Here is a 1,929-nt window from a genome sequence, read left to right on the forward strand (position 1 = left end):
CGCGGCACCGATCTCCCGGGGACCCAGACCGAGGTCGACGAGGCGATCGGCTTCGGGGGCGCGGAACGGCCGGTCGCCGTACTCGGCGCGGACCCGCTGCACGGCCCGGGCCACCGGTTCGGGCAGCGCGTCGGTGCTCGACGCCCCGACCCGGCCGGAGTGGATCCGCAGCGGCGGCCGGACCAGCGCCTCGACCAGCGCCCGGTCGGGCAGGGCGAGACGCTGCCGCAACGCGTCCACCGGCATCCCGGGCTCCAACGGGTGCTCGCGCGCGTGGCGGGCGACCTCCTCGGTCAGCCGCTCGGCGAGCACCCGCCAGTACGCGGGGTCGGCCAACCAGTCACCGGCCACCGGCTGGGCGAACTCCGGCCGGTCCCGACCCGACACGGTGGGCACCGGCACGCCCATCCGGACCAACGCGCCGGCCCGGACCAGCCGGCGGCGGCGCAGCTCCCCCGCCAGGTCGGGTCGGCCGTCCAGCTCGGCGAGGACCTGGGCGCGGGCGGCCGCCGCGCCGCGTCGAGCCAACGGTGGGGGTGCCACGTCCAACACCCACACCCCGCCGCTGACGTGGTGGCGACCCGGGTCCCGCAGCAGCGCCCGGTCGCCCACCAGCAACGGCAACGGTCGGGCCAGCCGCAGCCGGACGGTGTCCGGGCCGAGCGGGCGCACCCGTACCGGCACCGCCGCCGACCCGACATGCAGGGTGAGGGTGGCCGGCAGGTCGGCGGCCGGGTCGCCGGCGAGCCGGACGTCGACCAGGTCGGTGTGGTGAAACCGGCCCGGGGTGAGCAGCGCGTCGCCCCGACCGAGCCGGTCGCGGGGCGTACCGCGCAGGTTGACCGCGACCCGGGCGACCGCCGCCGCCTCCGGTCGGGGCTCGCCCAGCGAGTGCAGGCCACGGACCCGGACCGGTTCGTCGGCGCCGGCCAGCTCCAGTTCGTCGCCCACCCGCAGTCGACCGGCGCCAAGGGTGCCGGTGACGACGGTGCCGCTGCCCCGCACGGTGAAGCTGCGGTCCACCCAGAGCCGGACCGGATCGTCCAGCACCGGCGCGGGCAGGTCGGCGGCGAGCCGGTCCAGGGCGGCCCGCAACTCCGGCAGGCCCGCGCCGGTCAGGCCACTGACCGCCACCGCCGGCACCGCGCCGAGGCTGGTCGCGGTGATCTCGGCACGCGCGCGGGCCATCGCCGGCCCCGGGTCGGCCAGGTCCGCGCGGGTCACCGCCAGCAGGCCGTACGCGACACCGAGCGCGTCGAGGGCGGCCAGGTGCTCGGCGGACTGCGGCATCCACCCCTCGTCGGCGGCCACCACGATCAGCGCCGCCGGGACCGGGCCGACCCCGGCGAGCATGTTCGGCACGAACCGTTCGTGCCCGGGTACGTCGACGAACGCGACGGTGCCGCCGGACGGCAGTGTCGTCCAGGCGAAACCCAGGTCGATGGTCATCCCCCGGCGGCGTTCCTCCGCCCACCGGTCGGGTTCCATCCCGGTCAACGCCCGCACGAGCGTCGATTTGCCGTGGTCGACGTGCCCGGCGGTCGCGACGACGAACACTGTCAGTCGTCCCCGGGTACGCGCAGCACGGCCTGGCGGACGGCCTCGTCGGCGTCGGCGGGCACACAGCGCAGGTCGAGCAGGAGCCGGCCGCGTACCACCCGGCCGAGGACCGGCGGCTCTCCGGTGCGCAGCGGCGCCGCGTACCGCTCGGGCAGGCTCAATGCCCACGAGTCCAGCTCCACCCCGGGGGCGCCGCCCCCGCCGACCACCGCGACGGCCGGCACCACCTCCGCCTTGCGGCCGTCCGCGCCGAGGCGGTCGCGCAGCCGCTCCACCCGTTCGCGCAGCACACCCGGGTCGGCGTGCAGCGCCGCCCGGGTCGGGGTGCCCGGTTGGTGCAGGGTGGCGGCCAGCGCGGCCAGGGTGAGC

At 77.8% G+C, this 1,929-nt stretch carries 1 protein-coding gene and 1 pseudogene; both read right to left on the reverse strand.

Translation table 11 applies throughout. The features are described from left to right. On the reverse strand, positions 1 to 1,557 hold a 1,557-nt coding region (selB, locus tag KBX53_RS31565), incomplete at its 3' end, for a selenocysteine-specific translation elongation factor (protein WP_210863420.1). A 2-nt stretch (positions 1,558 to 1,559) separates the two neighbouring features. Continuing rightward, positions 1,560 to 1,929, reverse strand: a pseudogene (locus KBX53_RS31570) (L-seryl-tRNA(Sec) selenium transferase); the annotation flags it as partial.

Origin of the sequence: Micromonospora sp. M51, assembly GCF_018070305.1 — a bacterium.
GTDB classification, from domain to species: Bacteria; Actinomycetota; Actinomycetes; order Mycobacteriales; family Micromonosporaceae; genus Micromonospora; species Micromonospora parva.